This window comes from Paraburkholderia sp. BL17N1 (assembly GCF_003634175.1).
Lineage (GTDB): Bacteria > Pseudomonadota > Gammaproteobacteria > Burkholderiales > Burkholderiaceae > Paraburkholderia.
The window spans coordinates 2822741-2849679 of the sequence record NZ_RBIW01000002.1; the positions used below are offsets into that span (position 1 = coordinate 2822741).

General features: G+C 62.6%; 22 protein-coding genes. 15 read left to right on the forward strand and 7 right to left on the reverse strand.

From position 1 onward, the window contains the following. Window position 1: 1 nt before the first annotated feature. On the reverse strand, window positions 2-256 hold the full coding sequence (locus B0G82_RS32590) for a helix-turn-helix domain-containing protein (protein WP_116121332.1): 255 nt from the start codon (window positions 254-256) through the stop codon (window positions 2-4). A gap of 265 nt (window positions 257-521) precedes the next feature. Here B0G82_RS32590 and B0G82_RS32595 point away from each other — a divergent pair, with 265 nt between their 5' ends. The 6 genes from B0G82_RS32595 (at window position 522) to zwf (ending at window position 6845) form a co-directional block, all read left to right on the forward strand. Beyond that, window positions 522-1862 (forward strand): FAD-binding oxidoreductase, encoded by a 1341-nt coding sequence (locus B0G82_RS32595; RefSeq protein WP_121310289.1) that lies wholly within the window; start codon window positions 522-524, stop codon window positions 1860-1862. Window positions 1863-1897: 35 nt separating this feature from the next. Further along, window positions 1898-2530, forward strand: a complete 633-nt coding sequence (locus B0G82_RS32600; protein WP_121310290.1) for a C39 family peptidase — start codon at window positions 1898-1900, stop codon at window positions 2528-2530. Between the two features lie 98 nt (window positions 2531-2628). Further along, window positions 2629-2880 carry a hypothetical protein gene (locus B0G82_RS32605; RefSeq protein ID WP_121310291.1) on the forward strand — a complete coding sequence of 84 codons (252 nt, stop codon included), beginning with the start codon at window positions 2629-2631 and terminating at the stop codon, window positions 2878-2880. 94 nt (window positions 2881-2974) lie between these two features. After that, window positions 2975-4054 (forward strand): potassium channel family protein, encoded by a 1080-nt coding sequence (locus tag B0G82_RS32610; RefSeq protein ID WP_199730195.1) that lies wholly within the window; start codon window positions 2975-2977, stop codon window positions 4052-4054. A 72-nt stretch (window positions 4055-4126) separates the two neighbouring features. Further along, a complete protein-coding gene (gene lhpI, locus B0G82_RS32615; protein WP_116144193.1) occupies window positions 4127-5062 on the forward strand; it encodes a bifunctional Delta(1)-pyrroline-2-carboxylate/Delta(1)-piperideine-2-carboxylate reductase in 936 nt (311 codons plus the stop codon). A gap of 301 nt (window positions 5063-5363) precedes the next feature. Beyond that, window positions 5364-6845 (forward strand): glucose-6-phosphate dehydrogenase, encoded by a 1482-nt coding sequence (gene zwf, locus B0G82_RS32620; protein WP_121310292.1) that lies wholly within the window; start codon window positions 5364-5366, stop codon window positions 6843-6845. Between the two features lie 73 nt (window positions 6846-6918). On the opposite strand, the gene icmH is transcribed toward zwf, so the two are convergent. From icmH to tssJ, 3 genes are all read right to left on the reverse strand, one after another. Further along, complete coding sequence (icmH, locus tag B0G82_RS32625; RefSeq protein WP_106280691.1) at window positions 6919-7698, reverse strand: type IVB secretion system protein IcmH/DotU; 780 nt, start codon at window positions 7696-7698, stop codon at window positions 6919-6921. Continuing rightward, window positions 7695-9041 carry a type VI secretion system baseplate subunit TssK gene (gene tssK, locus B0G82_RS32630; protein WP_121310293.1) on the reverse strand — a complete coding sequence of 449 codons (1347 nt, stop codon included), beginning with the start codon at window positions 9039-9041 and terminating at the stop codon, window positions 7695-7697. The genes icmH and tssK overlap by 4 nt, the downstream gene beginning before the upstream one ends. Window positions 9042-9149: 108 nt before the next feature. Further along, a complete protein-coding gene (gene tssJ / locus B0G82_RS32635; protein ID WP_116148773.1) occupies window positions 9150-9776 on the reverse strand; it encodes a type VI secretion system lipoprotein TssJ in 627 nt (208 codons plus the stop codon). 363 nt (window positions 9777-10139) lie between these two features. On the opposite strand from tssJ, the gene B0G82_RS32640 reads away from it, so the two are divergent. The 9 genes from B0G82_RS32640 to tssA all read left to right on the forward strand — a co-directional run bounded on the left by B0G82_RS32640 (window position 10140) and on the right by tssA (window position 20928). Continuing rightward, complete coding sequence (locus B0G82_RS32640) at window positions 10140-10805, forward strand: tetratricopeptide repeat protein (protein WP_121310294.1); 666 nt, start codon at window positions 10140-10142, stop codon at window positions 10803-10805. Between the two features lie 36 nt (window positions 10806-10841). Beyond that, a complete protein-coding gene (tssB, locus tag B0G82_RS32645; RefSeq protein WP_106280696.1) occupies window positions 10842-11390 on the forward strand; it encodes a type VI secretion system contractile sheath small subunit in 549 nt (182 codons plus the stop codon). Between the two features lie 14 nt (window positions 11391-11404). Next, complete coding sequence (gene tssC / locus B0G82_RS32650) at window positions 11405-12895, forward strand: type VI secretion system contractile sheath large subunit (protein WP_012426790.1); 1491 nt, start codon at window positions 11405-11407, stop codon at window positions 12893-12895. 77 nt (window positions 12896-12972) lie between these two features. Beyond that, entirely contained in the window at window positions 12973-13476 is a 504-nt protein-coding gene (locus tag B0G82_RS32655; protein ID WP_012426791.1) for a type VI secretion system tube protein Hcp, read from the forward strand. A gap of 85 nt (window positions 13477-13561) precedes the next feature. After that, window positions 13562-14041: a type VI secretion system baseplate subunit TssE gene (gene tssE / locus B0G82_RS32660; protein ID WP_007176945.1), complete on the forward strand. Its 480-nt coding sequence runs from the start codon at window positions 13562-13564 to the stop codon at window positions 14039-14041. A 122-nt stretch (window positions 14042-14163) separates the two neighbouring features. Then, window positions 14164-16002 (forward strand): type VI secretion system baseplate subunit TssF, encoded by a 1839-nt coding sequence (gene tssF, locus B0G82_RS32665; protein ID WP_121310295.1) that lies wholly within the window; start codon window positions 14164-14166, stop codon window positions 16000-16002. Next, window positions 15966-17060 carry a type VI secretion system baseplate subunit TssG gene (tssG, locus tag B0G82_RS32670; protein WP_121310296.1) on the forward strand — a complete coding sequence of 365 codons (1095 nt, stop codon included), beginning with the start codon at window positions 15966-15968 and terminating at the stop codon, window positions 17058-17060. The genes tssF and tssG overlap by 37 nt, the downstream gene beginning before the upstream one ends. Before the next feature lie 35 nt (window positions 17061-17095). Further along, a complete protein-coding gene (tssH, locus tag B0G82_RS32675; RefSeq protein WP_121310297.1) occupies window positions 17096-19771 on the forward strand; it encodes a type VI secretion system ATPase TssH in 2676 nt (891 codons plus the stop codon). A gap of 53 nt (window positions 19772-19824) precedes the next feature. Next, window positions 19825-20928, forward strand: a complete 1104-nt coding sequence (gene tssA / locus B0G82_RS32680) for a type VI secretion system protein TssA (protein WP_121310298.1) — start codon at window positions 19825-19827, stop codon at window positions 20926-20928. An 87-nt stretch (window positions 20929-21015) separates the two neighbouring features. On the opposite strand, the gene B0G82_RS32685 is transcribed toward tssA, so the two are convergent. Genes B0G82_RS32685 through tssM form a run of 3 tightly spaced genes read right to left on the reverse strand, consistent with a single transcriptional unit; the run spans window position 21016 to window position 26850 of the window. Next, entirely contained in the window at window positions 21016-21978 is a 963-nt protein-coding gene (locus B0G82_RS32685; RefSeq protein WP_121310299.1) for an OmpA family protein, read from the reverse strand. Window positions 21979-21982: 4 nt separating this feature from the next. Beyond that, window positions 21983-22975 carry a type VI secretion system-associated protein TagF gene (gene tagF / locus B0G82_RS32690; protein WP_106280708.1) on the reverse strand — a complete coding sequence of 331 codons (993 nt, stop codon included), beginning with the start codon at window positions 22973-22975 and terminating at the stop codon, window positions 21983-21985. Continuing rightward, window positions 22972-26850 carry a type VI secretion system membrane subunit TssM gene (gene tssM / locus B0G82_RS32695; RefSeq protein ID WP_121310300.1) on the reverse strand — a complete coding sequence of 1293 codons (3879 nt, stop codon included), beginning with the start codon at window positions 26848-26850 and terminating at the stop codon, window positions 22972-22974. The genes tagF and tssM overlap by 4 nt, the downstream gene beginning before the upstream one ends. Window positions 26851-26939 lie beyond the last annotated feature (89 nt).

The following is a 26939-nucleotide window of genomic DNA, read 5'->3' on the forward strand; positions in this document are numbered from 1 at the left end:
CTCACCACTCGATCAATGGCGTGGGGTCGGGCAGCGTCTGGCTCTTGTCGCGCAGTTGCAACTGCAGACCGTAGGCGCCGCACAAGGCCAGCAATTGTGCGAGGGTGAGAGCGGCGGCGTCGCTTTCGAAGGCAGAGATGCGGCTCTGGCTGACGCCGATCCGCGCCGCCGCCTCGGCCTGCGTGAGGCCGGCTTGCCGCCGGCTGGCGGCAAGCAGCCGGGCGACCTGGTCCGGTGTGGCGATGAGATTCAGCATGGCAATTTATCTGTGACACGAATAAATGTATTTTATGCGTCAGACGCATATTTGTCAAATATTCGTGTCGCACATATTTTACCAATATCTGTCTCGCGAATAAAATGCAAATATGCGGCAGGCGAATAAACGGCGCGAAGCCAGCGCGTACGCCACCGCCGCGCGTCTTTGTCCGCCTGCGTCGCCGGTCATCGGCCATCGCGGCATTGCGGACAAGCAGGCCGCCTGCGAAGATTACGCCCACACTTAAAACCTGCCCGCCCTGATGACCACGACTTACCCGCTGCACGCGAACCTCACTTCCGCCGACCAGGCATTCCCGAAGCACGCCGATGTGGTGATCGCCGGCGCCGGCATCATGGGTTGTGCGGCCGCCTACTATCTGGCGCGCCGCGGCCTTTCGGTGGTGGTGCTCGAAAAGTCGCGCATTGCCGGGCAGCAGTCGTCGCGGGCGTGGGGATTCGTGCGTCAGCAGGGCCGCGAGTCCGCCGAAGTGCCGCTGATGATGGCCGGCATCCCGCTGTGGAAAACACTCGAAAGCGAGCTGAATTTCGACCTCGAATGGCGTCAGGGCGGTTGTCTGTACGTGGCGACCGGCGAAGAGGAGTGGGCCTCGTTCCGGCAATGGATGGACGTCGCGCGTCAGCACGGCCTCGACACGCGCACGCTCGACCGCAAGCAGATCGACACGGTCGTGACCGGCATGCACGCGCCGGCGCTCGGCGGCCTCTACACGCCAAGCGACGGCCAGGCGGAACCGCGCCGCGCCGCGGCGGCCTTTGCGGCGCGCGCGAGGGAAGCCGGTGCGCTGTTTTTCGAAGGCTGCGGCGTGATCGGCGTCGAACGCGCGGGCGGCGCGATTGCCGGCGTGATCACCGAGCGCGGCCCGCTGCGCACTTCGCGCCTCATCTGCGCGGCGGGCGCGAGCAGCTGGCGTCTGCTCAAAACGCTCGGGCTCGAACTGCCGCAGCAGGCGGTGCGCGGCACCTGCATGCGCACCAATCCGCTGCCGCGCATCACCGCGTCGACGTTCTGGGGCCACGGCCTCGGCGTGCGGCAGCGCGCGAACGGCGCGATCAATCTCGCCGACGACATGCAGGTCGATGTCGACATGACGCTTGGTCATTTCCGCGCGCTCAAGTGGTTCTTGCCGGAGTTGTGGGCGCAGCGCGAGAAGTTCAGCTTCCACCTGAACGGCGCAAGCCTGCGTGATCTGCGCGAGCGTTTGCCGGGCGGCGTGCCGAAACACGAGCGTGTGCTGCATCCGCGTGACCCGCATGCGCAGCCGAACGTGGGCCACGCGCCGCGGGCGTTGAAAAAACTGCGCGCTTTGTTTCCCGCGTTGAAAGACGCGCAGGTGGTCGAATCGTGGGCCGGCCTGATCGATGTGTTGCCCGACGGCATTCCGGTGATCGACGCGCCGCCGCAGGTCAGCGGCTTGACCATCGCCACCGGCTTTTGCGGCCACGGTTTCGCGATGGGACCGATCGTCGGCAAACTGCTCGCGGAATTGAACGACGGCGGTCAGGCGTCGCTCGATCTGTCGGCGTTCCGCTTGCAGCGTTTCTTCGACGGCACGATGCAGCGGCCTCGCAGCATGCTGTAAAAAGTTTCTGTCGCAGTCCTTTTCTCGCACCACCCATGAACGAAGCGACTCTGCGCCACGTCGGCGTGCCGTACTACACGCAATGGGGCAGTCCCGAATGGGTCGGCCGGATCGTCGAGCAGCACAGCGACCCGTGCGCCGATCCCGGCTGGCAGCGCAGCGGCTTCTCCGATCCGGAGCGTTATCGCTTCTGGGCCAAGCGGCTGTGCGGCCTGACGTGCCTCGAGTCGGCGCTCGACTATTGGCGCATCGATCACGCGCCGCGCGCCGCGCTGCTCGACGAAGCGTTGCGGCATGGCGTGTACCGCATGCGCGAGGATGGCGGCGTCGACGGTTTGATTTACCGGCCGTTTGCCGAGTGGGTGGCCGGCGCGTTCGGCGTTCGGGTCGACGTGCTGCCGCAAGCGCCGCTCGAAGACATGGCCACGCGCCTGAACGCCGAGACGCTGGCAATCGTCTCCGTGAGCCCGGAGATCCGTTATCCCCAGCGGCCCAATCAGCGCCAGGGCGGTCATCTGATCCTGCTGCACGGACGCGGCCGCGATGGCGTGTGGTTCCACAATCCCTCGGGTATCGCGCCGCATCAGGCCGATGTGTATCTGCCGTTCGACACCATGACGCGTTTCTACGCGGGACGCGGCATGACGCTCAGCCGGGTCGCGCGCTAGCCGCGGCGGGCGGCGTTTTTTTGTCGCACGGTGAAAGGGCTGATCGGGCCCGTTTTCTGCTGATAGGCGGTATCGACTCTAGTGCTACCGGAACCGCCATGAAACGAATCTACGCCCTCCTTGCTGCCAGCTTGATTGCTCTTGGCTCCGCTGCCACGGCGACTGCGGCCAGCCGCGACGAACAGACCAAGGCCTGCCGGGGCGACGCCATGCATTTTTGCGCCGCCGACATTCCGAACGAAGACAAGATCACTGCCTGCATGAAGCAGCACGTCGATGAACTGAGCCCGGCATGCCGCGCCATGTTCAAGGGCGGCAAGAAGGGCAGCGATAAAAATACGACGCAGTGACGGCAGGGCGGTTTAACGTCCCGCTGTCGCGATCCGGCCCCGCGGCGCGTCCGGCGTCGTAGAATCGCTTGTCATCGACTGCGGGAGCCGCCGCGTGCCTGAATCGCCCAAGCCGGAGCCACGTCTGCCGCGCTTCCGTTTGCCGCGCCGCGCCCGCACGCCGTGGCAGGCGCCGCGCGCCCGCACGCTGTTCACGCGGCCAGCAGCGTCCCCGCAACGCATGCTGCTGCAGCGCGTCTATCTGGTGGTCGGCCTGTGCGTGCTCGCCTTCGCCGTGCTCTATCTCGATCGGGACGGCTTGCGCGATGCCAACCGCAAAGTCCTCGGCATCGTCGATCTGATGTATTTCACGATGGTGACGGTAGCCACCGTCGGTTACGGCGACATCGTTCCGGTGACCGCCCGCGCGCGGCTCATCGACGCCTTTTTCATCGTGCCGATCCGCATCGTCATCTGGTTCGTGTTTCTCGGCACCGCCTATCAGTTCGTCATTCAACGCGTCATCGAGGAATTCCGCATGAAACGCCTGCAAAAGCAGTTGCGCGATCACGTCGTGATTTGCGGCTATGGATTGAGCGGTTCGGTCGCGGTGCGCGAGTTGCTGGAAAGCGGTTTCGCCGCGGAATCGATCGTCGTGATCGATCCGCAGCAGGCGGCGCTCGAAGCGGCCACGGCGCTCGGCGTCGCCGGCCTGCTCGGCGATCCGTCGCGCGAGGATCTGTTGCAGCAGGCGCAGGTGCAGATCGCCCGCGCGGTGATCATTGCCGTCACCGACGACGCCACCGCGATCCTGCTCACGCTGACCGTGCGCAGCGTCGCGCCGCAGACCAAGATCGTGGTGCGGATTCAGGAGCAGACCTACCAGCGGCAATTGCGCCAGGCCGGGGCGAACGTGATCGTCTCGTCGACCAAGATCGGCGGCTTGCTGCTTGCTGACGCGGTGGACAGCGAATACATCGTGCCCTTCGTGAACGACCTGTTATCGGCACGCGGCCGTGTCAACCTGGTTGAACGTCGCGCGACGGCGCAGGAGATCGGCCGCTGGAGCAATGCGCTGCCGGGCGCGGTGGTGGTGGGTCTCGTGCGCGCGGGGCGCGTGCTGTCGTTTGACGAAGACGAGCCGTGTCCGATCGAGGCGGGCGATCTGTTGATGCTGATCCAGTCGTCGCGGTAGCCGAATGAGACGCCCGCCGCCTGCTAGCCCATCCGAACTCAAACTTTTGCCAAACACCGGAACAACCTGCCCATGACCCAGCCGACCACGCAGACTTTCGACGCCGCCGCGACCACCCGGCTGATTCCCTACGCCGCGCTTGTCGATGCACTCAAGCGCGCGACCATCGACTATGCGCAGCGGCGCATTGCGAGTCCCGAGCGGCTGGTCGTGCCGCTCAACGAAGACGGCATCATGCTGTCGATGCCGGCCACCGCGCCCGATCTCGCGATCCACAAGCTGGTCAACGTATGCCCGGCCAATCGCGCACGCGGCCTGCCGACCATCCACGGCAAGGTGATGGCGTTCGACGCCGACACCGGCGAGACGCTCTTCATTCTCGATGGCCCGACCGTGACGGGACGGCGCACGGCGGCAATCTCGATGCTCGGCATCGACACTTTCGCCGCGGCAACGCCGCGCGAATTCCTGCTGATCGGCACCGGCACGCAGGCGCTCAACCATCTGGAGGCGATCGGCGAACTGTTTCCCGACGCGCGAGTGTGGGTGAAGGGCAGCGCGCCTGCGCGCGCCGAGGCGTTTTGCGCCGCGCATCAGGGCAAGGCGCGTGATCTTCAGCCGCTGATCCAACCCGGCGCCACGATCCCCGACTCGGTCGATGTAGTGATCGCGCTGACCACGAGCAGACAGCCGGTCTACGACGAGGCGGCGCGCGCGGAGCGCCTCGTGATCGGCGTCGGCGCATTCACGCCGGCGATGGTCGAGATCGGCGCGCGCACCCTCGGCGAAAGCGCACTTTTCGTCGACGACGAAGCCGGCGCGCGCCACGAAGCCGGCGACTTCATTCAGGCGGGCGTCGACTGGGCTCAGGTCGGCGGCATCGCTTCGGTGCTCGACAATGCAGTGTCGTTGCCGCAAAAAAAACCGATCGTATTTAAAAGCGTCGGCTGTGCGGCGTGGGATCTGGCGGCGTGCCGCGTGGCGCGCGAGGCGTTGTCAGGAGGTTGAAGGCTTGGGGGGAAAAACCCACGTGAGAGGGCCGCGCATGGCCTGCGGGCATGCTTTGCGACAGGACAGGGCGTGCCCGCCAACACCGAAAAAGGTCCTGAAAACAGGCCTTTAGCGCGCCAGGTTGGCATATTGCGCGAACCTGAGGCACATGTTGCCGTGCAAACAATCTCAAAACGTTGCACCATAGGCGTTTGCCAGAAGAAGTGCCGGTGCGCCGGCACCGCGCCGCTGCTTTTTTCTGCACGCTTTTTTCTGCCGTTCACCGACGCCTTATCCCTCACGACGCTGCGACCGCGCTATGACGACCCAACACGCTTCTGCCACTCCCGACCTGCCGCTCGACATGATCATCTTCGGCGGCACCGGCGATCTGTCGTTTCGCAAGCTGCTGCCTGCGCTCTACATGGCGCATCTGCACTGCAATCTGCCGCCGAACACCCGCATTCTCACCATCGGCCGCAAGCCCTGGTCGCGTGAGGAGTACATCAACGAATTCATGGAGCTGAAGGCGAAGCCCTTCATCGAAAAGAAAGCGTTCGATGCCGGCGCCTGGGACAAGTTTCTCGCGCTGTTCGAGTACGTGCGCATGGACGTCGACTCGGTCGAAGACTATCAGCGCCTGAAAGAAGTGTCGCGCGAAGGCGTGCGCCGCGTGTTCTATCTCGCGACGTCGCCGGATCTGTTCACGAACATCTGTGACAACCTCGCCGCCGCGGGCTTGATCGACGCCAACTCGCGCGTCGTGCTCGAGAAGCCACTGGGTCACGATCTGGCCTCCGCGCAGGAAATCAACACGGCGGTCGGCAAGCATTTCAGCGAAGCGCAGATCTACCGGATCGACCACTATCTTGGCAAGGAAACCGTGCAGAACCTGATGGTGCTGCGCTTCGGCAATCCGATTTTCGGCCCGCTGTGGCAGGCGCCGTATATCAAGAGCGTGCAGATCACCGTGGCGGAAACGGTCGGCGTGGGCAGCCGCGCGGGCTTCTACGATAAAACCGGCGCGCTGCGCGACATGGTGCAGAACCACTTGCTGCAACTGCTGTGCATCGTTGCGATGGAGCCGCCGGTGTCGCTCGACCCGGACGCGGTCCGTGATGAAAAGCTCAAGGTGCTGCGCTCGCTGCGGCCCATGACGCCCGAGGATATCGCGCGCGATACCGTGCGCGGCCAGTACACCGCGGGCGCCGTGGACGGCGAGGCCGTGAAGGGCTATCAGGAAGAAGACAACGTGCCGGCGGGCAGTCGCGCCGAAACTTTCGTTGCCTTGCGCGCGCATATCAACAACTGGCGCTGGGCGCACGTGCCGTTTTTCCTGCGCACCGGCAAGCGGATGCAGAAGAAGGTGTCGGAGATCGTCATCGAATTCGCCGAACTGCCGTTCTCGATCTTTCCGAAGGGCGGGCGCAATTACGGCAATCGTCTGGTGATCCAGTTGCAGCCGGAAGAATCGATCCAGTTGCAGGTGCTGGCGAAGGAGCTAGGCAGCGGCATGCACATGCTGCCGGTGAATCTGAATCTGGATTTGCAGCAGGCCTTCACCGAGCGTCGCGCGGAAGCGTATGAGCGCTTGCTGATCGACGTGATTCGCGGACGCCTCACGCATTTCATGCGGCGCGACGAACTCGAAGCGGCGTGGGCATGGGCCGAACCGATTCTGGAAGGCTGGGGCAAATCGGGTGAGAAGCCGCGCGGTTATACGGCGGGCACGTTTGGGCCGGCGGCTTCGACGGCGCTGATGGCGCGCGAAAACGCGGTGTGGGCGGAAGAGTCGCAATAAGCTTCACTTCACCCGTGCTAAACGGAAATGGTCCGCAAATGCGGGCCATTTTCACTTATTGGTCGGCGCAGGCTTAAGGCAACGAAATCGTCAACGTAGCCGATTGCGGACCGAGCTTGACCACTTGCGAATACGGCGCGAGCGAACGCAAGGTCTGATCACGCAGATAAGTATTCAGCCCGAGATAAGCCAGCAATCCCACCAGCGCGAACACCGCGCCGATCGACCACAGCGGCACCTCGCGCTTCAGACGGTGCGCGACCTGATCGGGCAGCGGCCAATGCGGCGCGAACTGCGCGCGCTTGCCCTTCAGATGAGCGATTTCGTCGCCGATGCGCGCGGTCAGATACGCGAGCTTCTCCGGTCCCTCGAGCAGATACTTGCCCTGATAACCGAGCAGCAGGCACATGTGAAACACCTCCAGCGACTGCAAGCGTGCCGCGCCTTGTGCGCGGCACTCCTCGAGATACTGGAAAAATTTTTCGCCCGCCAGTTGCTCGCCGAACAGCACCAGTTGCAGCGGCCGGCGCTCCCATTCCGTGCGGATCCTGAAGGTGGACGACAACACCGATTCGTCGATGGCCGCGCAGAACGCAAACTTCGACGCGTAGACATCTTCGGCCGACGCATTGAGCTTCTTCGCGCCGCGCTCGAAGTCGCCGAGGAACTGCTGGATGCGCTGGCTGAATTCCTGCGCGTCGCCGGGCTCGCGGCCGTTCTTCAACAGGAACAACATGAAGAAACCGTCGTACAGCAGATCGAGCAGCGAGCGGACCTGATAGCTCGGCTCGGTGATCGGGGCGGGCGCGGCGGCAGGCGTGCTGCCGCCAAAGAGGGATGGCGCGTAGCTCATGATGTGACGGCGATCAGTTCGAGTTGAAGATCGTTGATGCCCGACGGCGCGTAGATCATTGCCGACTGAGCCTGCAACATACGGTCATACAGCGCGCCGCGCGATTCGAACGAGAAGTAGCACGCGCCCGGACGCACCGGAATGGCGGGTGGCACCTGCGGCGTGTAGACGAGCCGTACGCCCGGCATGGCCGAGAGCACCAGCTTGTCGACGTCGTCCGGCGCGCCGACCTTGAAGCGCGCGGGCACGGCTTCCACGAGCTCGGCGGTCGGCATATCCGCCGATACCGCGATGTAGAACATGGTTTTGTCGTCGATCTTGCCCGAGTCGAGCCGGCCCGCATGGAACGACGGACGCACTTCCTCGAGCGCGATCGCGAAATAGCGCGTGGAGATCACGGTTTCGAGCAGATCGCGCAGGATCGTGTCGAGACGCGCGAAGCCGGGGCCCGGATCGTCGTGGCGATACGCCGGCAGGTCGGACAGCGCATAGCCCTTCGAAAACGTCATCAGCTGGCCGGCGAGCCGCAGCAGTTCCTGAAACAGGCGTTCGGGATGCAGCGCCGAATGCTGGTACAGATGCGCGAGCGAAGCGAAGGCCGCGCTCGCGGTATGCAACAGCCAGAACGACGCGATGTCGCCGGAACGGAACTCGATGATGTTCTTGGTCGGCTCGCGGTGAAAGCCGTATAACGCATTGACCTTGGCCTGCAAGGCGTCGATCAGTTGACGCAGGCGCTGATGCAGGATCGGCGAGGCGTCGATAGCAAGGCAGGGCGGCACGAACGTGTCGTCGATTTCGAAACCGCTCGTAGCGGTGCGGCGTACCCGCACGAGCGGCACCGAGAGCAGTTGATCACGCGGCTCGCTATGCGCGATCAACTTGACGCTGGTCTTCAGGAAGGTGATGTCGGCTTCGGCGGCATCGGTGAAATGATCGGCCACCGGTGTCTGTTCGCTGACGTAACGCGAGACGAAACCGGCGTTGCTGTCCTGCGCATAGTTCGCACCGGTTTCGCGCAGCGGATGCAGCGCGAGATAAAACGTGAATTCGTTGATGCCGTCAGGAAGCGTATCCAGCGCGATGGGCGGCGGCAGGTCGTCGGCCTGAGGCGCGGAGTAAAGCGCGCCGTCGGGAAACACTAGCGAGAGTTCGCTCATGCGCAGCACGTTGCTGCCGAGCGCGTCGCGATCGAAGCGCGCCGAGCGCACGCCCCAGTTATACGGCTGGATCGCCTGGATCGACTCGAACAGGCGCGCCTCGTGATAAGCGTCCTGACGCTGAAAATGCTGCGGCCTCAGAAACAGGCCTTCCCCCCATAGCACTTTTGCGGAATAACTCATCTCAAACCCGTTATATGCGTTATGCGTGTGGCGCACCCGGAGATAACCGATTCGAGCGCCGAATTGTTAATTGCTTAAAAAATGTTAAATCGCATTTGACCGGCATCTTTATCCGCAGCTTACCGAAGAAAGCATATTTAGCGCTTGCGCCGGCAGTCCCTGGTCTGGCGGGATCACCGTGCCATTGGTCACCGTCATTGCACAGTTATGCAGGCCGATCATTATGCCGGATTTCTCCGACTTCGCCGGGTCGAAGGCGAATTTCCAACGCTGCATTGCCGGATCACGGAATAGCGCGACGATACCGAATGCCTGCGCTTCTCGCGAGACTTTTTCGGTAACAACGTAGCGCTGGCCCGGGATCAGCGTTACTTCACGCACGCCCAGCAAATCACCGCCCAATACGGACTTTTCCTTTGCTGGATCGGTAAATGCGTCGAACGGCGCCTGCTGGAATGAAGTCGGGTCTTTCAGTACGTAAAGCCGCACCACCAGCGCCAATGGCCGTTTGTCATTCGCGGCATTCAGATTCGACGCTGCATATAAGGTGAGGCCGAGATTGCGCGGCGGTTTCTGGGCGTCCGGCAGCTCCGGCTTGCCGAGGCCGCTTGCCTGCAAAGCCGCGTTGGCAGCGGCTCCGAGCACCGTCACGCCGGCCGCGCAGCCGCCCAGAAGCGCGCAGACCGCCGCATTGGCGATCAAAAGCGATGCATAGCGAATAACACGCGAATTCATATACATCGACCGGCTTGGCGCCGTCCCCCGTCAAAACATCAATAACGAACTCAATCCGGCAAATTTGCAGCCTCGCTATGCCACTTAATGCCGCGATATGCAAAGCGCTTGTAACTGCCGGCGCTACCGGGCCGGCAACCGGAGAGTGGAAATTTTTTCCGGTATCCGCAGTGCTGCTATTGCGCCAGGAAACAATTTCTGCATGTTTCGTTTAAATGATCCGCATGCATTTTTTTTGTGCAATCCTTCTTCACACGAAAGTTGAATTATCGAAAATTGGCCTGTACTATACCCGCGCACTTCAAGCAAAGCAAAACTCCGGTTTCTCCTTGAATTAAAAAATTCGCACGTCGGTGAAAAACGATGAATGAGCGTCTGTTAGTAAAACTATCTGGGGTTGTGTTGGCATGCGGCGTGATGGCCGGTTGCGCAACACAGGGCAACAACGTGGCGACCACACCGGAGGCTTTTAATAAGCAACTCGCGGATGCCGATACCGTCGCAAAGGGCGGCGATCAGGATCGCGCTATCGCGCTTTATCAGCAGCTTTCCAAATCCGATCCGACGCGTGAAGAACCGTGGTCGCGTATTGCGCAAATCCAGTTCACACAAGGTCACTACGGCCAGGCAATCGTTGCCGCGCAAGAAGCATTGCAACGCGATCAGACCGATCGTCAGGCCAAGAGCGTGCTCGCGGTGGCCGGCTTGCGCGTCGCCACGCAATCGCTCGGCGAATTGCGGCAGGACGCGTCGCTCGCGGGCGATGCCAAGTCGGACGCGCAAGCGCTCGCCAAGCAACTGCGCGACACGCTCGGCGAAGCCACGCTGTTCCCGCCCGACCCGAACGACAAGCCGACGGTGAAGAAGAAGCGCGTGGTTCGTCACGTTGCCAAGGGCAAGCCTGCAGCGGAGACGCCGGACGCTACGACCGGCGCCGCTGCGCCCGCCGCCACGCCGGCAGCGCCCGCAGCACCCGCCAAAGCCGCGCAAAGCAGCGGCGCGTCCGATCCGTTCAGCGCACTGCGCTGATCCACACGCCTGATCCATCAGCACCGGGAGCCGACGATGGCGAAGAAAGAAAGCATTCAAAAACGCTTGCAAAAAGTGCGGCCGCCCCGCGTTCAGTTGACCTATGAGGTCGAGCGTGGCGATGCGATCGAGGTGAAGGAACTGCCGTTCGTCGTCGGCGTGGTCGCCGATCTGGCGGGGCAGTCCGAAGTCGAGCAGCCGAAGCTGCGCGATCGCAAGTTCGTCAATATCGACCGCGATAATTTCGACGACGTGATGAAAGCGATCGAACCGCGCGCCGCGTTTCAGGTGGAAAACCGCCTGAGCGAAGCCGGCGGCAAATTCGCGGTCGACCTGCGTTTCAAGTCGATGGCCGACTTCAATCCGGACGAAGTGGTCGCGCAAATCGAACCGCTGCGGCGCCTGCTCGAAGCCCGTTCGAAGCTCGCCGATCTGCGTAACAAGCTGGCCGGCAACGACAAACTCGAAGACCTGCTGAGCGAAGTGCTCAACAACACGCAGCAGTTGCAAACCCTGGCGAAAGACCAGAGCAACGCGGCGGACCAGCACGGCGGCGCGCCGGACCACGACAAGCAGGGCGAATAAGCACGGGGTGTGAGATGAATCAGCAAACGGCAGCAGCCCAACTGGCGACCGCGCAAAGCGGTACGGAATCCACGCTGCTCGACGAAATCGTCGAGAAAAGCCGCGTGGCGAAGTCCGATTCCGAGCACGCGCGCGCGAAAGACCTGATCGGCGAACTCGTGCATCAGGTGCTCGACGGCACGGTGGTGGTGTCCGATAACCTGTCGGCCACCATCGACGCGCGCGTCGCCGAACTCGACCGCCTGATCTCCGCGCAGTTGAGCGCGGTGATGCACGCGCCGGAATTCCAGCGCATGGAAAGCACGTGGCGCGGCCTCGACTATCTGTGCAAGGAAAGCAACACCGGGGCAACGGTCAAGATCAAGGCACTGCATGCGCCCAAGCGCGACCTGGTGCGCGACTTCAAGACCGCGATCGAATTCGATCAGAGCGCGCTGTTCAAGAAGATCTACGAAGAAGAATTCGGCACCTTCGGCGGTTCGCCATTCGGCACGATCGTCGGCGACTTCGAAGTGACGCGTCAGCCGGAAGACATGTACTTCATCGAACAGATGTCGCACGTTGCCGCGGCCGCGCATGCGCCGTTCATCGCGTCGGCGTCGCCCGAACTGATGGGCCTCGATACCTTCGCCGACCTCGGCAAGCCGCGTGATCTCGGCAAGGTGTTCGACACGGTCGAATACGCGAAGTGGAAGTCGTTCCGCGACGCTGAAGATTCCCGCTACGTCGGTCTCACGCTGCCGCGTTTTCTCGGCCGCCTGCCGTTCAATCCGAAAGACGGCGCCACGGCGGAGGGTTTCAACTTCGTCGAAGACGTGGACGGCACCGATCACAGCAAATACCTGTGGTGTAACGCAGCGTGGGCATTCGCCGCACGCCTGACGGCCGCATTCGACGACTTCGGCTGGTGCGCGGCGATTCGCGGCGTGGAAGGCGGCGGCCTGGTCGAAGACCTGCCCACCCACACCTTCAAGACCGACGACGGCGAAGTCGCGCTGAAATGCCCGACTGAAATCGCGATTACCGACCGCCGCGAAAAGGAACTGAGCGACCTCGGTTTCATTCCGCTCGTGCATTGCAAGAACTCCGACTACGCCGCGTTCTTCGCCGCGCAATCGGTGCAGAAACCCAAGAAATACAGCACCGACAGCGCGAATGCCAACGCGGTCCTGTCCGCGCAATTGCAGTACATCTTCTCGGTATCGCGCGTCGCGCACTACCTGAAGGCGATGATGCGCGACAAGATCGGCAGCTTTGCATCCGCGCAGAACGTCGAAGTATTCCTGAACCGTTGGATCTCGCAGTACGTGCTGCTGGACGACAACGCAACTCAGGAGCAGAAGGCGCAGTTCCCGTTGCGCGAGGCGTCCATTCAAGTCTCGGAGATTCCGGGCAAGCCCGGTGCGTATCGTTCGGTCGCATTCCTGCGTCCGCACTTTCAACTGGATGAGCTGTCGATCTCTTTGCGGCTTGTCGCTGACCTGCCGAAACCGGCTAATTCATAAAGCAAAGCAAGTCAGTTGGCTCGGGCTGGCCGCCCGGGTCAGCTGTTGAAACCACCTCTTTGGGGAGTCGATGAGTTATGAAGGATATCTATTTAAAATTCGGCAATCCGGCGATCAAAGGCGAGTCTGCCGATAAGGATCACGCTGGCTGGATCGAAATCGATTCGTGGAGTCACGCGATCACGCAACCGCGTTCCGCAACCGCTTCCACGGCAGGTGGTCACACCTCCGAGCGCTGCGAACACGCCGATATGCAGTTCACGAAAGACATCGACGTAGTCAGTCCGCTGATCTATCAACACGCGTCGGGCGGCACGACGTTCGACGAAGTCACGATCGACTTCATGCGTTCGGACGGCGAAGGCAATCGTATCAAGTACCTGGAAGTGAAGCTCAAGTACGTGATCATTTCGAGCGTGACGCCGAGCGTGGTGGGTGAAGGCCTGCCGACCGAACAGTTCTCGCTGAAGTACGCTGCCGTGCAGTGGAAGTACACGCAGCAGAAGATCGGCGGCAACCAGGGCGGCAACGCGCAAGGCGCGTGGAGCCTGACGAAGAACGACAAGACGTACGCGGTCTGATGCACGGGCGCACGCGGCCCGCGTGGCTCGAAAGAGTTGCCGCGCGCCGGGTGCGCCGCGCATCGATCCGCTTCTTCGGACACTGATGAAACGCTTCGAACCCAGCTTTCTCGACAAGCTGTTCGACGACGAACCGCATCTGCCGGCTTCCCCGGCGATGCGGCAATTGTCGTTGGATGAATTGAAGAGCACCGTCGCGCGCGACGTCGAGGCGATCCTGAATACGCGCATCGCGCTGACCGAACACGAACTGGCGGCGCTGCCGGAATGTCAGCGCTCGGTGCTCACATACGGTCTGAACGATTTCGCGGGCTTGAGCCTTGCAAGCCATTACGACCGCACGTTCATCTGCAAATCGATTCAACAGGCGATTGCGCGGCACGAGCCGCGCTTGCAGCAGGTGGCAGTCACGCTCGAATTGAACGAACAATCCACCAATGCGCTGAACTTTGCGATTCAGGCGCTGCTGGTGGTTCATCCGGCGGAAGAACCGGTGAGTTTCGATGCAATGTTGCAGCCGTCCACATTGCAATACTCGGTTACGCGCGCACGCGCGAAGTTGTAGTGGGTGATTTTCTGTCAGTGTATTTCTGAGTAGTTGTGTTGAGAGTACCGCTTTACCGCAACCGTTACGCGCAACGGCGGCGATGAACCAGGCGGAGAAGTGTCAGGTCCGGGGATAAATCGATGGAAGAATTGCTGCCGTATTACGAGCGCGAGTTGTCATTTCTGCGGCGCTATTCGCGCGACTTCGCCGAGCGCTATCCGAAGATCGCGGCGCGTCTCGCCATGTCCGGCGAGCACTGCGAAGACCCGCACGTCGAGCGGATGATCGAGTCGTTTGCGCTACTCGGCGCACGCATCAACAAGAAACTCGACGACGATTACCCCGAATTCACCGAAGCGCTGCTGGAAGTGCTCTATCCGCACTACCTGCGGCCGTTCCCGTCGTGCTCGATTGCGCAACTGGGCACGTCCGCCGCGCTGAGTCATCTGACCGAACCGGTTGTTATCGAGCGCGGCACCGAACTCAAGTCGCGGCCCATTCGCGGCGTGCAATGCCGTTTTCGCACCGCTTACGATGCGACGCTGGCGCCGATCCGCATTTCCGAGGCGAAGTACACGTCGGTGGCGATGGCACCGAGTGCGACCGTGCTGCCGGGCAATGCCACGGCGATCGTATCGATCACCTTTGAATCGACAGCGGCGCAACTCGACCTCACGGCGCTGAAAGTCGGCAAGCTGCGCACGCATTTGCACGGCGAACAGTCGTTTATCGCAGCACTGGCGGACTGTCTGTTCGTCAACGGCATGGCCACATACGTGGAAGCCGACCGCCGCGGCGTGTGGAAACAACTGCGCGAATCTCCGGTCGTGCAAGCGGGCTTCGACGAAGACGACGCGCTGATCGACTATCCTGCCAAATCGCATCCGGCGTACCGGTTGCTGACGGAATACTTCGCGTTCCCCGAAAAATTCAATTTCGCCGACTTCGACCTGGCGGCGATGACACGCGCGAGCGGCCGCTGCCAGCGTTTGACGCTGCATGTCGTGTTGAAGGAAGTGCGCAGCGATTCGCACATGGCGCGTCTGCTGGATTCATTGGCCGCGCACCATTTCCGCCTGTTCTGCACGCCGGTGGTGAATCTGTTCGAACAGCACGGTGAGCCAATCCGCGTCAGCCATCAGGCGATTTCTTATCCGGTGATCGCCGAAGCACGCCGCGCGTTCGCCTACGAGGTCTATTCGATCGATTCGGTGAAACTCGTCAGGCAGCAGGCGCAGGAAGAATCGGTGATCGAATTCCGGCCATTCTATTCGTTGCATCACGGCGAAGCGGCGCGCGCGGGACATTACTGGTTCGCACGTCGCAACGACTGGGTCGCGCAGAAAAGCCCCGGCTACGAGACTGAAATCTCCATCGTCGATATCGACTTCGAACCGGCCGCGCCGCAGACCGATACCTTGAGTCTCGATCTGACGTGTACCAATCGCGATTTGCCTGCTGGTCTCGCAGTGGGGCTGGACGGCGGCGATCTGTTTCTCGAAGGCGGTTCGCTGACCGGCAGCATCTCGATGCTGCGCCGGCCTACGCCAAGCGTGCGTTTCGAACGCGGACGCGCCGCGCATTGGCGATTGATTTCACATCTGGCGTTAAATCACGTCTCGCTTGCCAGTAGCGGTCTGTCCGCGCTCAAGGAAATGCTCGTGCTTTACGACTTGCGGCGCACGGCGGTGTCGGCGCGGCATATCGACGGACTGGTCGGCATAGAGCAGCACGCGGCCGTGCAATGGCTGCCGGGCAAGCCGTTTGCCACTTTCGTGCGCGGTATCGAGATTCTTTTGACTATCGACGAAGAGCATTTCGTCGGCACGAGTCTCGCGTCGTTCGTGCGGGTAATCGACACGTTTTTTGGGCTGTACGTGCATCTGAACAGCTTTGTGCAACTGGTCGTCGTGTCGAAGCGCACCGGCGAGGAGATCCTGCGATGCAAACCGCGCAGCGGCGAATCGATCCTGGCGTAGTCGAGCAACTTCTCGACGAGCCGCATCGCTTCGAATTTTTTCAGGCGGTGCGGATTCTCGAGAAGTGGTTCGCGCAGCAATCGCCATCTCACGCGGGACGTCCCGGTGAAGTTGTCGCGCAGCGGATTGCTTTTCGCAATTCGCTGTCGATGTCGTTCCCGCCGAGTGAGATTCACGGCGCGCAGTCGTTTGACACTGCAGGTGCAGCGCTGAAAGAAAAGTCGCAGCGCACGGCAGCGCTCGAGGACGGTTCGCTCGATAAGGTGGATATCACGCCGGCCTTTTTCGGCTTGCTCGGCGGGCAGGGCGCATTGCCGTTGCATTACACCGAGCAGATCATCGCGCGTGAACAGATCAAGCGCGATCGCGCCGCGCGCGAGTTCTTCGATGTGTTCTCGAATCGCGCGACGGCGCTGTTCTACGCGGCGTGGAAGAAATACCGTCTGCCGTTCCACTACGAACTGGATCGCGACGAACGTTACCTGCCGCTTTTGCTCGCGCTCGCCGGCGTCGCCGACGACGACACGCGCAACAGCCTTCAAAGCGGCAAGGGCGCGCTATTCGACGAAGCGATTGCCGGCTACGCATTGGCCGCGCGGCATCGGCCGGTATCGGCGGCGTATTTGCAACGCACGCTCTCGGAGTACTTCAAGGTGCGGGTGCGCGTCGAGCAGTTCGTCGGCAAATGGTACGACGTGCCACGCGATCAATTGACCTTGCTCGGCAGCGTCAACGCGACGCTCGGCGCGACCGCGCTGGCGGGCGAGCGCGTCTGGCAGCGCGACATGCGCGCGCGGCTGGTGATCGGACCGCTCGACAAGGCCGATTACGAAGCGTTTTTACCCGGCGCTGAGCGGGCGGTGGCGCTCGAACGCATGCTCACGCTGCTGGCCGGCGTCACGCTCGAATACGAGGCGTCGCTGGTGCTGCGCCGCGAAGCGGTCGGGCCGAGCCTGTTGAGCAAGGGCGCGCGCCTCGGTTGGGACGCGTTCCTGTGCACGAAAGATGCCGACCGTGACCGCGCGGATGCCCGCTACGAATTGCACGTGATTCACTGACTATAACGACAGAACCCGGACCCGGATCGTACGACATGAGCACGTCCCTCAATACCCTGATCGCCAAACTGAATCCGACCTGCCGGCAGGCGGCTTTGCTGGCGGCGAACAATTGTCTCGCACGCGGTCATTACGAGGTCGACCTCGAGCATCTGCTGCTGGCGCTGCTGGACGAACCGGCCAGCGACATCGCGCTGGTGCTGCGCGCGAGCAGGATCGACGCGCATGCGTTGCGCGCGGATCTCGAGCGCGAGTTGCAGCGTTTGAAAACCGGCAATACGCGCACGCCGGTGTTTTCGAAGCATCTGATCGAACTGCTCGAACAGGCGTGGCTGATTGCGTCGCTCGATTCGCAGATCGGGCGGATCCGTTCAGGACACCTGTTGCTGGCGCTGCTGAGCGCGCCGGATCTCGCGCAATTCGCCGAGCGCATGTCGCCGTTGCTGCGCGATGTGCGCGTAACCGACCTGAAGCACAAGTTCGATGAACTGACCGCGGGCTCGCGCGAAGTCGAGCGCAGCAACGAGACGCAAAGCGCGGGAGACAACGCGGGCGATCCAGTCACGACCGCTACCGCACCGGGCGCGCCGTCTAAGACGCCGGCGCTCGATACCTACACGAGCAACCTCACGCAGCGCGCGCGTGACGGCAAGATCGATCCGGTGATCGGCCGTGAAGGCGAGATTCGCCAGACCATCGACATTCTGATGCGCCGCCGGCAGAACAACCCGATCATGACGGGCGAGGCCGGTGTCGGGAAAACGGCGGTGGTCGAGGGTCTCGCCCTGCGCATCGCCGCCGACGACGTGCCCGGGCCGCTCAAAGGCGTGGCGCTGCACGTGCTCGACATGGGACTGCTGCAAGCCGGCGCGAGCGTGAAAGGCGAGTTTGAAAACCGCCTGAAAAACGTGATCGATGAGGTCAAGAAGAGTCCGCATCCGATCATTCTCTTTATCGACGAAGCGCACACCATCATCGGCGCCGGTGGCCAGGCCGGGCAGAACGACGCGGCCAATCTGCTGAAACCGGCGTTGGCGCGCGGCGAATTGCGCACCATCGCTGCCACCACGTGGAGCGAATACAAAAAGTACTTCGAGAAAGACGCGGCGCTCGCGCGGCGTTTTCAGGTCGTGAAGATCGAGGAGCCGAGCGAGTCGCTTGCCGCGGCCATGTTGCGCGGCATGGCCGCGTTGATGGAAAAGCACTTCAACGTGCGCGTGCTCGACGATGCGATTACCGAAGCGGTGCGGCTGTCGCATCGCTACATCAGCGGCCGGCAACTGCCGGATAAAGCGATCAGCGTGCTCGACACCGCTTGCGCGAAAGTCGCGCTTGCGCACAGTTCGACACCCGCAGCCATCGACGACACAAAAAAACGCCTCGAACGTATCGACGCTGAAATCGCCGCACTGGAACGCGAAGTAGCGAGCGGCGCATTGCACGATGAACGGCTCACCGAATTGCGCGGCCTGCGTGAACAGGACCTCAAGGATCTCGCCGAAGACGAAGCCCGCTACGATAAGGAACGCGTTTTGGTGACGGAGATCGTCGGCTTGCGCGCGGACATCGACGCGGCGCGTGTGAGCAGCGCGGACCCGGAGCAGGCGGATAAAGCGCAGCAGGCGCGCGCAACGCTCGCCACGCGCGTCGCCGAACTGCACGCGTTGCAAGGCGGCCAACCGATGGTGCCGTTGCAGGTCGATGCTCATGTCGTCGCCGAAATCGTCGCCGCGTGGACCGGCATTCCGCTCGGCCGCATGGTCAAGGACGAAATCCAGACCGTGCTGAACCTGCAGCCGTTGCTGGCCGCGCGTGTGATCGGCCAGGACCACGCGCTCGAAGCGATTGCGCAGCGCGTACGCACCGCAAGCGCGAATCTCGAAGACCCGAACAAACCGCGTGGCGTGTTCATGTTCGTGGGACCCTCGGGCGTCGGCAAGACCGAAACCGCGCTGGCGCTGGCCGACGTGCTGTACGGTGGCGAGCGCAAGATGGTCACGATCAACATGAGCGAGTATCAGGAAGCGCACAGTGTGTCTGGCCTGAAAGGTTCGCCGCCGGGCTATGTCGGTTATGGCGAGGGCGGTGTGCTGACCGAAGCGGTGCGCCGCAATCCGTATTCCGTGGTGCTGCTCGACGAAGTCGAAAAGGCGCACCCCGACGTGCTCGAAATGTTCTTCCAGGTGTTCGACAAAGGCACGATGGATGATGCTGAAGGCCGCGAAATCGATTTCCGCAACACGTTGATCATTCTGACGTCGAACGTCGGCTCGCAGGCGGTGATGCAGGCCTGCCTGAACAAGGGCGTGGAAGAACTGCCCGACGCCGATGAACTTGCGGAAACCCTGCGCCCGCAGCTATACAAAGCATTCAAACCGGCATTTCTCGGACGCATGAAAGTGGTGCCGTACTATCCGATTTCCGACGACGTGCTCGCCGAAATCATCGAATTGAAACTCGACCGCATTCGCCGCCGTATCGAGTCGAATCACAAGGCGGTGTTCGAGTGGGACGAGTCGCTGGTCGACGCGGTGCTTGCACGTTGCACCGAAGTGGATTCCGGCGCGCGCAATGTGGATCACATTCTGAACGGCACGCTGTTGCCCGAAGTGGCGCTGCAGGTGCTGGAACGTGTGGCGAACGGCGCGACGATCGAGCGCATTGCGGTGCGCGCGAGCGAGGCGGGTGAGTTCGATTACACGGTGGTGTGAGCGGACGCGCCAAATTGTTTTAATGCTGTACCCGATACTTATTGCTTTCTTTCATGCCGATTAATCTAGACACCTTGCTGGCTCCGCTCAGCGAAACCTCGCCCTGTGGCGACGATTTGCTGTTTTCGGCGGATTTCGACGCGATCCAGCACGCGCGCCGTTTCGAAGACCCGTCGCTGGATCAGGGCGAATGGGTCACGGAGGTCAAGGAAGCCGATTGGGCTTTCGTGGTCGAGCGTTCGGCCAGTCTGCTGCAAACGCAGACCAAGGACTTGCGCCTCGCGGTCTGGCTTACCGAAGCACTTGCGATCGATGAGGGCGTCAACGGTCTTTCGCAGGGTTACGCGCTGCTGACGAAACTATGCGAGCGCTACTGGGACCACGTGCATCCGCTGCCGGACGGCGACGACACCGAGTATCGCCTCGGCAATGTCGCGTGGCTGGTCGGGCGCACGGGAGATCTGCTGCGCGCCATGCCGCTCACGTCGTCGCAGGGCAATGCGTACAGCACGATCGATTGGGATGTCGCCACGCACGTTGCGCAAGCCGTCAAACGCGATCCGGATCACGCCGACGATATCGCGCGCGGCAAGCCGTCGATCGATCAGATTGAGGCGTCCAAGCGCGCTACGCCGCCGGCGTTCTATTCGACGCTGCTAGTCGATCTGAAGGCGTTCGAGGCGGCCATGCTCGCGCTCGAACAGGAACTGGACCGGCGCGCGGCCGATTCCGCGCCGAGTTTCCGTCAGGCGAAGGACGCTTACGAAAACGTCTACCGGTTGGCCGAGCGCTTTGCACGCGAAGCCGGCGTGAGCGCTGAAGCGCCGCCCCCTAAAGCACCCGCGGCGCACGAGCAGGACCGCGCCGAGCCCACCTTCAAGACCGCACCGCAACGCGAGGAACCTGTGTTGACGACCATGCCGACGAGTCCAGTTGCAGGAATCCAGAGCCGCGCGCAGGCCGTCGCGCAGTTGCGTGCGGTGGCCAGGTTTTTTCGCGCGACCGAGCCGCATAATCCTGCCGCGTATTTCGCGGAAAAAGCTGCGGAGGCGGCGGATATGCCATTGCATCAATGGCTTTCGACGGTGGTCAAGGACGATGGATCGCTCGCGCATATTCGCGAGTTGCTGGGCGTGAAGCCGGAAGGAAACAGCTAAAAAAAGGCGGTCCGAACGAGAAAAAAGCCTGGCTTCTCATCGAGGCCAGGCTTTTTTCATGCACGCTGCTGCGCAAACAGCAACCGTTCAAGAGCCCGCACGAAATTCGATTCGCCGATTCCGTGCCCGCCCATCGGTCGTGTCGTTCGACGCAATTGGCTGATCTGGGCCGACGCCGGTCGTTGTCATCTGCTGCGGCGGAATGCCCTTCGCGACCAGATAACCCTTCACCGCATCCGCGCGCGCCTGGCTCAAGGCGATATTCGACGTGCGGTTACCCGAGTTGTCCGTGTGGCCAATGATTGCGACAGTCCTCGTCGTCATCTTCCCCATCGCGGCGGCCATCTGATCGAGAATCGCGCGGCCTTGCGGCGTGAGCGTCGCGCTGCCGGTTTCGAATTCGATCGTACGATTCGCGAGCGTCTGATCGAGCAGGCCTTGTTCGGACGCACTCACACGTAGTCCATTCTTGATCGTGTAAGTCGGGTTCAACGCATTCGCCATGTCGCTCGCAAGTTGCTGGCGCTGCGATTCGTTGTGTACTTCGCCCTTCACGTCGATCTGCGTGCCGTCGATTTTCAGCTGACCTTTGCTGATCTGCTTCAACTGCGGGCCGATCAGCTTCTGCACATTGGCGGACCAGTTCGGCGGCGTCGCCACATCGGCGACTTCAATTTGATCGACCACGTTGGCCGCGCCGTACGTGTCGCGCAGGCGCGCGAGCACGGCCGCCTTGGTCGCTTCGTCAGGCACCTTGCCGCCGACCACGACCTGGCCAGGCGTCGCATTGGCGGGCGGCGGCGCAGCGGTGATCGCGCCGGTGCCGGCGCCGGTTGTACCGCTCGCGAGTCCGGCCGTGCTCACCGCGGGCCCCGCATTGCCGACTGAGGCCGAAGCAGCCGGCGGCAGCACCGTGGTGTGAATCGAAACGCCGCTATTGTCGACCGGCGTGACGCGAGCGGGGCCGTCGTTATCGGCAAACGCAAACGCGCTGAGCAGAAGACCTGTGAGCAGCACCGTCATGCGTGCGGTGGATGTGTTGTTCAGCATCGTGTCACGCTCCCGTGAATGCTTCGCGGAACGTGTCGATGCTGACGCGCAGCGACAGTTGCGGTTGGTCGAGATAACTGACGAGCTTGCTGATGCCATGATCGTTTTGTGCGTGTTCGTCGATCCATTCGGGATCGTCGATATCGATGTTGTGCGCCGCGTACGACTGCGGATCGACCACGCTATGCAGCGTTTTGGCCGAGGCGCCGTTAAAGCCGATGATGAGCCGCTCGCGCTCGGCAATCGTGCCGATAAAAATCGCCAGTTCGAAATCCGCCTGCGCGACGAACGGCGCAACCAGCTCGAGCCAGAACGCGGCAACGAGACTGCGATAGAACGGGTCGTTCGGCAGCGGCAAGGTCAGCCCGCGTTCGAGATGCGACGAGCCGCTTTGCATCACTGGACGCAGCAGTGAGCCGAGCGCCAGCATCGCGCCGCGCAAGCGCACCGGATGGCCGCTCGCCAGCAGCATTTGTTCGAGCCCGGCGAGTGTCTGGTGTTCGACGAAGTCGTTGAAGGTGCCGTCGTGCGGATTGCCCGGACCGCCGCCGATCTCGATCGGCACTTGCGTTTCGCCGAGCGCCTGCAGTGCGCCGGGCGGCTCGCTGGCGCCGAGCAGCGGCTTCATTTGCGCCGCGACGCGCGACCACAAGCGCGCGAAGGCGAGCGGACTGTGCGCGAGAAACGTCAGCGGCTTTTCGACTTCGAGCGCGGTCGCGGCAAGAAACGGAAAGCGCCGCGACGACTGGTCGTGGCTCGCCATCATATGCCCGGCAATCGCCAGCTTGCTGCGCGAACCGAGGAACGCGAAGTGCATCGGCTTGGCGTTTTCGTAGACGATCTTCCAGCGCGGATCGTCGGTGAGCAGTTCCATGGCTTCGGCGATCCAGCGGTCGAGCGTAGCCAGCAATTGCGGGTTATGCGCGCTCTTCACGAAGTCGCCGCGCGACGGGATCTTGCCGAAGTAGGCGATTTGCGCCTGCACGGTTTGCGTCATTGCGCACCCCCTGTATTCGAAACCGCGGTGGCGGCGGTGGCCGGGCGTGCCGCCGGGGAAGCCGGCGCGGGCGCGGCGCCTGGCGCACCCGCAGCCGTCGCGTTGACCGAGTTCGCCGCCGCGCTCACATCCGCCACCGAGGACGGCAGCCGCAAGCCGCGCAAGCTCTGCTGCTGCGGCGCATCGCTGCTGCCGCTCGAAGCCTGCGACGTGCTGATGATGCGCATGCTGACCGCCACCGTCACGCTGCCTTGCGTCCACGACAGATCGAACGTGCCGTCCGGACGACGCTTGCGCTGCGCCGAGTTGATCAGCTTCTCCAGGCCGTAGCGGCCGGGCTCGTTGACCAGTTGCAGCGTGCGGCCGTCGAATGTGGTGGCGTTCAACGTCGCGCCTGGTGAGCCCGACGGATTCGGCCACACGAAGTTGGTCCACTGCGGCGGCGTGTTGCGGTAGCGCATCTGCTGGCCGTCGATTGCCAGCGTGTATTCCGTCGTGCCGCTGCTCGGCTGCGGCAGAATCTGGAACACGGTCTGCGGTTCGGCCGAACCCTGGGCCGCCGTCGCACCCGCCGCGCCACCGGCGAGCGGCGCCACCCAGCGCGCAAAGCCGCTGGTGAAGTCGGGCGTGAGGGCGAGTCCCATGTCGCCCCATGTGCGGGCCGTCAGCGTGTCGCCACGACGCACCGCGAGCGGTCCGAGCGTGGTGCCGACGAACTTGGCGATCGCGCCGTCCGGGCCGAACACCTGGGCGATCTCGCCCGCGCCGGCTTCGACCTTCGCATCGCTCGCGAACGGATACTTGTTGGCGAGCGAACCCTGGAAGCTTTGGTACACCTGCGCGTTCCACACCTTGTTGACTTCGACGCTGGCCGGCTGGATCACCACCGCGTACGCCGCCATCAACGGACGCACGAGCAGCGGACGCAGGGCCTTGCGCTGCGAGTCGGTGAGACCCGTGAGCATCTGTTCGTCGACGTACTTCAGCGAATCGGCAAGCTCGGACCCGCTGCCGTCGAGCGTCTGCTGCATCAACTGACGCGCGCCCGGTCCCGGATCGCCCTGGTTCTTGATCACGTTAAAGCGCGTGCGAACTTTCGACAGCGTGTCCATATAGCCCTTGAGCATCGAACCGTTGTCGCCGCTCACGACGATGCGGCCCAACGCCGAGAACTCCTGGCCGATCGGACCCATCGGCACTTCAACGGGATTGCCGTTGATATCGATGTTCGCGTTGATCTGGCCGGTAGGCGCGCGCGAGAACAGATTCTTGACCCAGCTCGTCACGCCGGTTTGCGCGCGCTTCAGATTCGCGTTGAAGAGCGACGGGTTGTCCCACGAAGTCTGGTCGTACGCTGTTTCGAGCACCTTGCGGATCGGCGAGTCCTGCGGATCGCCGAGACGGTTCATCGCATCCACCGCCTGGCCGAAGCTGCCGAAGCTTTGCACCGCAATGCCTTGCATGAACTTTTGCCAGTGCATCGCGTACTCGGTCTTGTACATCGCGACGAGCGCTTTCTGGATATGTTCGGGGCTGCCTTCCAGCGTCAGATCGTCGTGCGCGGACGTGTTGAGCACCCAGTCCTTCGCCTGCAGCTCTTTCGTGGCGGCGTCGCGAATCGCGGGCTGCACGTACTGGAACCACGCTTCACGCGTGAAGGTGCCGGGGATCGCATAGCTGCCCGCCACCAGCGCCGTATTGTTTTCGCCGACAATGCGCGCAATCGTCATCGGCGCGAAGCGGGTCGACGCGCGCGCCTTGATTTCCTCGTAGACGCGCTGACGGGCCGGCATGCCGCGCACCACACGGCGCAGGTTCTCTCGCGTTTGATCGACGAGGCCGAGGTTCTGGTCGATCATCGGCCAGTCGTCGTCGGACACGCGCGCGAGATAGAACGTAATCATGCGTTCGGCGCTGCGGATCATCTCGTCGCGAGGCATGTTGCCGCGATTGGTTTCGAGCCAGCCGCGCCAGAAGCGCGCAACCTGATCGGTGAGGTGAGCGGTTTCCACGTGACGCTTGTCGCTCAGCATCAGGTAAGTCTTGAGCGCGTTGTACGCATCTTCGACGTTGGTCGGCGAGGCGTCGCTGTACAGGCCGCCCTGGCTGTTCGCGCTCATGGCCGAATGGGTGGACACCGGAATCGCGGCAGCATCCGGCGCGCGATTCAACGGCGCCAGCTGGTCGGGATGCGCGTTGACGTCCTTCAGGAACGACGCGAGATTCTGCGAGACCGGATCGAGCAGGATCTGACGCACGCCGTTGTAGTACTCGGTGAGCAGGCGCTGTTCGAGGCGATCGCCCTGATACAGGCCGAGCGACACCGCGAGCGGCCTGTCGCGGCGGAACTGTTCGAGTTGGTCGATGCGGTCCTCGAGCACGTCCATGGCCTGCAGCCGCGATTGCAGATCGTTGCGGTTCTGCTGCAGGCGCACGACATTATCGAGGTCGGCTTGCACGTTCGCCGTGAGCTGCTGGTTGTTGACCGTCGACCAGGTCCAGCCGCCGAGCGCCAATGCGAGCACCGCGACGAAGCCGAAGAAGGTCGCATAGCGCATGCGCGTCTTGGCAGGGCTGGCGAATTGCCTGACCGTTTGCCGGTCGGCGAAGATCACCTTCGAGAACAGATCGCGCAGGAAGAAACCGTTCTTCGAGAACGCGCTGTGCGGCTTGGGCAGGCTGTCCGAACTCAGGCCGAAACGGTTCGCAATGCGTGTGGCTGCGGCGCTATTGGTTTCGCCTTCCTGCAAGGCGCTGGTGAAATAGAAGCCGCGGAAAATCGGCTTGTACTGGAACGGATTGGTCTCGAACAACGTGGCGAGGAACGCGCGCAACGCGGGCTTGATCGTCGAGAATTCAAGCGGGAAACTCAACTGGCCCGGCGAGAGCTTATTGCCGCGATTGATCGACATCTGCGCGACGCTGATCTCTTTCAGGCCGTCGTACAGCTCTTCAAAGTGTTCGTCGAAGAGGCCGACCACGTCGCGCTTCTCGTCCGGCTCGTAGGGCAGGGTGGCGCCCCACACGCGATCGTATTCGTGACGCTCGCTGCCGCTGAAGAATTCGGTGAAGCCGGTAATCAGGTCGGCCTTGGTGAACATCACATACACCGGCGCGAACACTTCGAGCTTCTCGGTCAACTCCTGCACGCGCTGGCGCAAGTTCTTCGCGAGATTGATCGCGAATTCGGGCTTGCTGCTGGTTAGTTCCGCAATGCTCGCCGTGACGATGATGCCGTTGATCGGCGCCTTCGGCCGGAAACGTTTGAGCAGCCCGAGAAAGCCGAGCCATTCGGTGCGGTCTTCCTCATGCACGGAATAGCGGCCGGCGGTGTCGAGCAGAATGCCTTCGGTCGTAAAGAACCAGTCGCAGTTACGCGTGCCGCCAATGCCGTGGATCACCGCGTTGTTCTTGTCGGCGAAGGGGAATTGCAAGCCCGAATTCAACACCGCGCTGCTCTTGCCCGCGGCGGGGTTGCCGATCACGATGTACCAGGGCAACTCATAGAGCGCCGAACCGCCCGAAACCTGACCGATCTTCGAGGTCTTGATGGTCTTCACCGCATCGACGAGACGCGTGCGCAGCACGTCGAGTTCCGCCTGGCGCGCGGGCGTGGGCGCGAGACCGGCTTCAGCCTGTTTCTCCGCCTGCTGCTCGAGCATTTCGCCGAGCTTGCGATTGGCGCGGCGCGCGCGCAGCCGGCGCACGATCCACACCAGCAGCCACAGCGCGATCACGGCGCCGAGCACGATGGCCGGCCACATCAGGTCGATCTGCAAGGTATCGGCGCCGATGAATAAAACAGCAGCGAGCGCGAGCAAGCCGATGATCGAGAGCGTGCGTGTGTGGGTCAACACGTTGAGAATGCGTCGCATAAGCCGTTCAGGTCTTGGTGATGAGTGTTGTGGCGCGTGCTGTAGCGGACAGCATGGCGCGCGTACGGCGTTTGAAATAAAACGAAAGC

Coding starts and splice junctions, on each gene's coding strand:
- B0G82_RS32590 (WP_116121332.1), bottom strand. CDS start 256: ATGCTGAATCTCATCGCCACACCGGACCAGGTCGCCCGGCTGCTTGCC.
- B0G82_RS32595 (WP_121310289.1), top strand. CDS start 522: ATGACCACGACTTACCCGCTGCACGCGAACCTCACTTCCGCCGACCAG.
- B0G82_RS32600 (WP_121310290.1), top strand. CDS start 1,898: ATGAACGAAGCGACTCTGCGCCACGTCGGCGTGCCGTACTACACGCAA.
- B0G82_RS32605 (WP_121310291.1), top strand. CDS start 2,629: ATGAAACGAATCTACGCCCTCCTTGCTGCCAGCTTGATTGCTCTTGGC.
- lhpI (WP_116144193.1), top strand. CDS start 4,127: ATGACCCAGCCGACCACGCAGACTTTCGACGCCGCCGCGACCACCCGG.
- zwf (WP_121310292.1), top strand. CDS start 5,364: ATGACGACCCAACACGCTTCTGCCACTCCCGACCTGCCGCTCGACATG.
- icmH (WP_106280691.1), bottom strand. CDS start 7,698: ATGAGCTACGCGCCATCCCTCTTTGGCGGCAGCACGCCTGCCGCCGCG.
- tssK (WP_121310293.1), bottom strand. CDS start 9,041: ATGAGTTATTCCGCAAAAGTGCTATGGGGGGAAGGCCTGTTTCTGAGG.
- tssJ (WP_116148773.1), bottom strand. CDS start 9,776: ATGAATTCGCGTGTTATTCGCTATGCATCGCTTTTGATCGCCAATGCG.
- B0G82_RS32640 (WP_121310294.1), top strand. CDS start 10,140: ATGAATGAGCGTCTGTTAGTAAAACTATCTGGGGTTGTGTTGGCATGC.
- tssB (WP_106280696.1), top strand. CDS start 10,842: ATGGCGAAGAAAGAAAGCATTCAAAAACGCTTGCAAAAAGTGCGGCCG.
- tssC (WP_012426790.1), top strand. CDS start 11,405: ATGAATCAGCAAACGGCAGCAGCCCAACTGGCGACCGCGCAAAGCGGT.
- B0G82_RS32655 (WP_012426791.1), top strand. CDS start 12,973: ATGAAGGATATCTATTTAAAATTCGGCAATCCGGCGATCAAAGGCGAG.
- tssE (WP_007176945.1), top strand. CDS start 13,562: ATGAAACGCTTCGAACCCAGCTTTCTCGACAAGCTGTTCGACGACGAA.
- tssF (WP_121310295.1), top strand. CDS start 14,164: ATGGAAGAATTGCTGCCGTATTACGAGCGCGAGTTGTCATTTCTGCGG.
- tssG (WP_121310296.1), top strand. CDS start 15,966: ATGCAAACCGCGCAGCGGCGAATCGATCCTGGCGTAGTCGAGCAACTT.
- tssH (WP_121310297.1), top strand. CDS start 17,096: ATGAGCACGTCCCTCAATACCCTGATCGCCAAACTGAATCCGACCTGC.
- tssA (WP_121310298.1), top strand. CDS start 19,825: ATGCCGATTAATCTAGACACCTTGCTGGCTCCGCTCAGCGAAACCTCG.
- B0G82_RS32685 (WP_121310299.1), bottom strand. CDS start 21,978: ATGCTGAACAACACATCCACCGCACGCATGACGGTGCTGCTCACAGGT.
- tagF (WP_106280708.1), bottom strand. CDS start 22,975: ATGACGCAAACCGTGCAGGCGCAAATCGCCTACTTCGGCAAGATCCCG.
- tssM (WP_121310300.1), bottom strand. CDS start 26,850: ATGCGACGCATTCTCAACGTGTTGACCCACACACGCACGCTCTCGATC.